Source organism: Nocardia wallacei, assembly GCF_029868745.1.
GTDB classification, from domain to species: Bacteria; Actinomycetota; Actinomycetes; order Mycobacteriales; family Mycobacteriaceae; genus Nocardia; species Nocardia wallacei_B.
On record NZ_JARWOP010000314.1, the window covers coordinates 59,318 to 65,317 of the forward strand.

Below are 6,000 nucleotides of genomic sequence, written 5' to 3' on the forward strand. Positions count from 1 at the left end.
CGCACGGCGGCCCGCGATCAGCTCGGGCAGTAGCGCGGCCGGCCCGAGCGGGTAGATCGTCTCGCTGGTGGCCGACAACTCGTCGAACGCCCACCGGCGGCGGCGGACTCGCCTAGGGTCGACAGGGCTCGCCCGATGACCCGAAGGGAACCATGAACTCGACGAAGTGGCGCATCACAGCACTGGCCGGCACCGGCGCGGCGGTCCTGGCCGCGCTGGCGGTACCGGCGACGACCAGCTCCGCCCAGCCACCGGTGTGCGCTGCCGAGACCCTGAACCTGAACATCCTGCAATTCGACGCTCCGGTCCCGGGCCAGAACCAGCTGACGGTGGTGCTGACCAACAAGTCGGCGCAAAGCTGTGCGGTGCATGGCTTTCCGGAGGCGGAGCTGGTGGGCCCGGAGGATCCGGCCTTCGGCTCCACCTACCAGCTGCCCCGGCAGCAGGCCGACTTCGCGCCGGTGACCGTCGAGCCCGGCTCCGCGGTGCGCAGCGAGCTGACCTATCTGTCGGGCGGTCCGGATGGCTGGGTCCCGGCCACCCTCGTCGTCACCCCGCCGGACACCACCACCCCGCTGCGGGTCCCGTGGCCGGCCGGCGCGAGCGTGCAGCGCCAGGACGCGGCCACCCACCCCGGTACTTTCATCGGACCCCTGCGGCCCATCTGACCGTCGGCCGCGGGGACCGAGTCCCGCACACCGGAGGGTTCCGGGGGATGTCGGGGCCGGTCGATAGGCTTGTCGGGTGGCAGATCCAGCGACCTACCGGCCGGCGCCGGGCACCATTCCGCTCGAACCCGGCGTCTACAAGTTCCGGGACGGGTTCGGGCAGGTCATCTACGTCGGCAAGGCCAAGAGTCTGCGCAGCCGGCTGAACTCCTACTTCGCCGATATCGCCGCGCTGCACCCGCGCACCCGCCAGATGGTGACCACCGCCGCCAGCGTGGAATGGACGGTCGTCACCACCGAGGTGGAAGCCCTTCAGCTGGAATACAACTGGATCAAGGAGTTCGACCCGCGGTTCAACGTCCGCTACCGCGACGACAAGACCTACCCGATGCTCGCGGTGAGCATGTACGAGGAGTATCCGCGAGTGTTCGTCTACCGCGGCGCGCGGAAGAAGGGCGTCCGGTACTTCGGCCCGTACGCCCACGCGTGGGCCATCCGCGAGACGGTCGACCTGCTGCTGCGCGTGTTCCCGGTGCGCACCTGCTCCGCCGGGGTGTTCAAACGGCATCGGCAGATCGGCCGTCCGTGCCTGCTCGGTTATATCGACAAGTGTTCCGCGCCGTGCATCTCCCGGGTCAGCGCCGACGAGCACCGCCGCATCGCCGAGGACTTCTGCGACTTCCTCTCCGGCAAGACCGACCGGATGGTGCGCGACCTCAAACGCCAGATGCAGGCCGCCGCCGAGGATCTGGACTTCGAGACCGCCGCCCGCCTGCGCGATGACGTGCAGGCGCTGGAGCGCGCGCTGGAGAAGCAGGCGGTGGTGCTCGGCACCGGCACCGACGCCGACGTGGTCGCCTTCGCCACCGACGAACTCGAGGCCGCGGTCCAGATCTTCCACGTCCGCGACGGCCGGGTGCGCGGCCAGCGCGGCTGGGTGGTCGACAAATCCGGTGACGCCGTCGACGCCGTCGACCCGGGCGGCGAGCTGCCCGCGCTGGTCGAGCAGTTCCTCACCCAGTTCTACGGTGAACAGGCGGCCTTCGCCGAGCACACCGACACCGAGACGCCCGCCGCGGTGGTGCCGCGCGAGGTGCTGGTGCCCACCCTGCCCGGCGACACCGAGCAGATTCAGGGCTGGCTGGCGGAACTGCGCGGCTCCGGAGTGCAGCTGCGAGTGCCGCAGCGCGGCGACAAAAAGGCGCTGATGGAGACCGTGCAGCGCAATGCCGCCGAGGCCCTGGCCCAGCACAAACTCAAGCGTGCCGGTGATCTGACCGCGAGATCGGCTGCGCTGCAAGGCATTCAGGACGCACTGGATCTCGACAGCGCCCCGCTGCGCATCGAGTGCGTGGACATCAGCCACGTGCAGGGCACCGATGTGGTGGCCTCGCTGGTGGTGTTCGAGGACGGACTCCCGCGCAAGTCCGAGTACCGCCACTACGCGATCAAGGAGGCGGCGGGGGAGGGCCGCTCCGACGACGTGGGCAGCATCGCCGAGGTGACCCGGCGGCGGTTCTACCGGCTGCGCCGCGACCTGGAGGCCATGGAGGCCGCCGACCTCCGCTCCGGTCCGGTACCCGCCCCGGAGGTGGCCCCGCTCCTGGATACCGGCGACGACGCGGAACCGAACATCCCGCCGGGCATCGACCCGAAGACGGGCAAGCCCCGCAAATTCTCCTACCCGCCGAATCTCTACGTCGTCGACGGCGGCTTGCCGCAGGTGAACGCGGCCGCCGAGGTGCTCGACGAACTCGGCATCACCGACGTCGCGGTGATCGGCCTGGCCAAACGCCTCGAGGAGGTGTGGGTGCCGGGCGAGCCCGACCCGGTGATCATGCCCCGCACCAGCGAGTCGCTGTATCTGCTGCAGCGGGTCCGCGACGAGGCGCACCGCTTCGCCATCACCTTCCACCGCAGCAAGCGCTCGCGCCGGATGACGGCGTCGGCGCTGGATTCGGTGCGCGGCCTCGGCGCGTCCCGGCGCACCGCGCTGGTCATGCACTTCGGGTCCGTGGCCCGATTGAAGGAGGCTACGGTGGAGGAGATCACGGAGGTCCCGGGTATCGGGGTGGCGACGGCGAAGGCCGTGCTGGCGGCCCTGAACGCGAGCGAGGCGAACGGCGGATGACGGCGCCCGGCGGTGTTACCGGTTGATGGAAACGGTCACGGCTCGGTTTCCTGCCGCGTGTCGGACGACGCGCCCGGGCGCAGGACAGGAAGATCGCATGACAGGCAGACACGGATCCGGTAGGACATGACCAGCGTCGAATCGAACAGCAGCGCGGCGACCCCGTCGTCCGTGCCCGCGCGCCCGCAGCCCGGCGATACCGAGGCGCGGCCCGGCCACGGCGCGCGTGTCGAGGTCGTCATCGTCACCGGGCTGTCCGGCGCGGGCCGGGGCACGGCGGCGCGGGTGCTCGAGGATCTGGGCTGGTACGTCGCCGACAACCTGCCGCCGGAGCTGATCGGGCGGATGGTCGAGCTCGGCGCCTCCGCCGATCCGCCGATCCGCAAGCTGGCCCTGGTGATGGATGTGCGCAGCCGCTTCTTCACCGGCGATCTGTCGGGCGTGACCGAACAGCTGCGCGGCGCGGGCGTGCGCACCCGGGTGCTTTTCCTGGAAGCGTCCGACGACGTGCTGATCCGCCGGTTCGGTTTCGCCCGCCGCCGCCATCCGCTACAGAGCGAGAGCGCCGACGGCACCCTCACCGCGGGCATCGCCGCCGAGCGCAATCGGCTGTCGAAGGTGAAGACCGCCGCCGACCTGGTTATCGACACCACGGCGCTATCCGTGCACCAGTTACACCGGCACCTCGAGGAGGCCTACGGGGGCGGCGCGCCCGCCGCCCTGCAGATCACAATCCAGTCGTTCGGTTTCAAGTACGGAGTACCGCTGGACGCCGACATGGTGTTTGATTTGCGTTTCCTACCCAATCCGCATTGGGTACCGGAGTTACGCGAACACACTGGACAGGACTCGGTGGTCAGCGAGTACGTGTTGTCCCGCCCGGGTGCGGAGGACTACCTGCGGACCTGTTGCCACCTGATCGATCTGACGACCAACGGGTACCGCCAAGAGGGGAAGCGTTACATGACCGTGGCAGTGGGCTGCACCGGCGGCAAGCACCGCAGCGTGGCGATAGCGGAGGCACTGGGCGAGCTACTCCGGAGCAGAGAACCCGACCGCAACGACGTCGTCCGGGTGGTCCATCGGGATCTGGGGCGCGAATGACCGATAGCGAAACCACCGCGGCCGACTCCGATACCGGTCCTGCGGCGGACAGCCGCGAGCCCGAACCCGCTCTCGTCGCGCTCGGCGGCGGGCACGGGCTCTACGCGACCCTGACCGCGGCCCGCCGCCTCACCCGCACCATCACCGCCGTGGTCACCGTGGCCGACGACGGCGGCTCCTCCGGCCGGCTGCGCGCCGAACTCGGCATGCTGCCGCCGGGCGATCTGCGCATGGCGCTCGCCGCGCTGGCCGAGGACACCGAGGGCGTGTGGGCCCGCGCGGTGCAGCACCGCTTCGGCGGTACCGGCGCGCTGGCGGGCCATTCGGTCGGCAATCTGATCGTGGCCGGCCTGACGGAGGTGCTGGGCGACCCCGTCGCGGCCCTCGACGAGGTGGGCCGGATCCTGCGTACCAGCGGCCGGGTGCTCCCGATGTCGCCGACCGCGCTGACCATCGAGGCCGACGTGTCGGGCCTGGAGGCCGATCCGCGCGTGAGCCGCTGCATCCGCGGCCAGGTCGCGGTGGCGACCACGCCGGGCAAGGTGCGCCGCGTCCGCCTGATCCCGTCCGACCCGCCCGCGAGCCCGGAGGCCACCTCCGCCATCGAGCACGCCGATGTGGTGGTGCTCGGTCCCGGATCCTGGTTCACCAGCGTCATTCCGCATGTGCTGGTGCCCGAATTGCGTGCGGCGCTGGTACATACCAGGGCACGAAAAGTGCTGGTACTCAACCTCGCTGCCGAGCCCGGGGAGACGGCCGGATTCTCCGCCGAACGGCACCTGCATGTATTGTCCCAGCACGCACCGGATTTCGCGGTCGAGGATGTGGTGGTGGATTCCGGCTCCGTACCGGAGGGTAGAGAACGCGAACATGTGGCAAGAGCTGCCGAACAGCTGCGTGCGCGGGTAACCTTCGCTGATGTCGCCGAGGCGGGGACGGACCGGCACCACCCTGGAAAGCTAGCCGCCGCACTGGATCAGGTGATCCGGCAACCTCGGCCGGAATCAGCAAGGCTTCGAGTCGAAGGACGGCACATGGGCCAGCAGGTGCGGTCCGCGTTGGGTGGAAAGGAGCGGGTCTCGTGGCGATGACAGCCGAGGTCAAGGACGAGCTTAGCCGTCTGTCGGTCTCGCAGGTGAGCTCACGCAAGGCGGAACTGTCCGCGCTACTCCGGTTCGCCGGCGGCCTGCACATCGTCGGCGGCAGAGTGATCGTCGAGGCCGAGGTGGACATGGGATCCATCGCGCGCCGGCTGCGCCGGGAGATCTTCGAGCTGTACGGCTACGGCTCCGATGTGCACGTGCTCGGCGCCGGAGGTTTGCGCAAGACCTCCCGGTACGTCGTGCGGGTGTCGAAGGAGGGCGAGGCGCTCGCCCGGCAGACCGGCCTGCTGGATGTGCGCGGCCGTCCGGTGCGCGGGCTACCGGCCCAGGTGGTCGGCGGCAGCATCGGTGACGCGGAGGCCGCCTGGCGGGGCGCCTTTCTCGCGCACGGCTCGCTCACCGAGCCCGGTCGCTCGTCGGCGCTGGAAGTGAGCTGCCCGGGTCCGGAGGCCGCGCTGGCGCTCGTCGGCGCGGCGCGGCGGATGGGCATTTCGGCCAAGGCGCGCGAGGTGCGCGGCACCGATCGCGTCGTGGTGCGCGACGGCGAGGCGATCGGCGCGCTGCTGACCCGGATGGGCGCCCAGGACACGCGGCTCACCTGGGAGGAGCGGCGGATGCGCCGCGAGGTCCGGGCGACGGCCAACCGCCTGGCCAATTTCGACGACGCCAACCTGCGTCGGTCGGCGCGTGCCGCGGTGGCCGCCGCGGCCCGGGTGGAGCGCGCGCTGGAAATCCTCGGCGACGACGTGCCCGACCATCTCGCCGCGGCCGGGCGGCTGCGCGTGCAGCACCGCCAGGCGTCGCTGGAGGAACTGGGCCAGCTGGCCGACCCGCCGATGACGAAAGATGCGGTGGCAGGCCGCATTCGGCGCCTGCTGTCGATGGCCGACCGGCGCGCCAAGGAACTGGGCATCCCCGATACCGAGTCCGCGGTCACGGCCGAACTGCTCGAAGACGCGTGAGCCGAGCGGGGCCGGGGGATAGACCCGGCCCC

5 protein-coding genes are annotated in these 6,000 nt (G+C 70.7%); all 5 read left to right on the plus strand.

The genetic code is table 11. The features are described 5' to 3' along the window. Positions 1-152 precede the first annotated feature (152 nt). Positions 153-668 carry a DUF4232 domain-containing protein gene (locus QH470_RS29685; protein WP_280275669.1) on the plus strand — a complete coding sequence of 172 codons (516 nt, stop codon included), beginning with the start codon at positions 153-155 and terminating at the stop codon, positions 666-668. Between the two features lie 76 nt (positions 669-744). Then, entirely contained in the window at positions 745-2,799 is a 2,055-nt protein-coding gene (uvrC, locus tag QH470_RS29690) for an excinuclease ABC subunit UvrC (RefSeq protein WP_280275670.1), read from the plus strand. Positions 2,800-2,925: 126 nt separating this feature from the next. Continuing rightward, positions 2,926-3,903: an RNase adapter RapZ gene (gene rapZ, locus QH470_RS29695; RefSeq protein WP_280275671.1), complete on the plus strand. Its 978-nt coding sequence runs from the start codon at positions 2,926-2,928 to the stop codon at positions 3,901-3,903. Then, positions 3,900-4,994 (plus strand): gluconeogenesis factor YvcK family protein, encoded by a 1,095-nt coding sequence (locus QH470_RS29700; RefSeq protein WP_280275672.1) that lies wholly within the window; start codon positions 3,900-3,902, stop codon positions 4,992-4,994. The genes rapZ and QH470_RS29700 overlap by 4 nt, the downstream gene beginning before the upstream one ends. Beyond that, positions 4,985-5,968 (plus strand): DNA-binding protein WhiA, encoded by a 984-nt coding sequence (whiA, locus tag QH470_RS29705; protein ID WP_195106658.1) that lies wholly within the window; start codon positions 4,985-4,987, stop codon positions 5,966-5,968. The genes QH470_RS29700 and whiA overlap by 10 nt, the downstream gene beginning before the upstream one ends. Positions 5,969-6,000: the final 32 nt, after the last annotated feature.

What these genes read in the sequence shown, in the direction of transcription:
- QH470_RS29700 (WP_280275672.1), top strand. Translation starts at nt 3,900, where the DNA reads ATGACCGATAGCGAAACCACCGCGGCCGACTCCGATACCGGTCCTGCG.
- rapZ (WP_280275671.1), top strand. Translation starts at nt 2,926, where the DNA reads ATGACCAGCGTCGAATCGAACAGCAGCGCGGCGACCCCGTCGTCCGTG.
- QH470_RS29685 (WP_280275669.1), top strand. Translation starts at nt 153, where the DNA reads ATGAACTCGACGAAGTGGCGCATCACAGCACTGGCCGGCACCGGCGCG.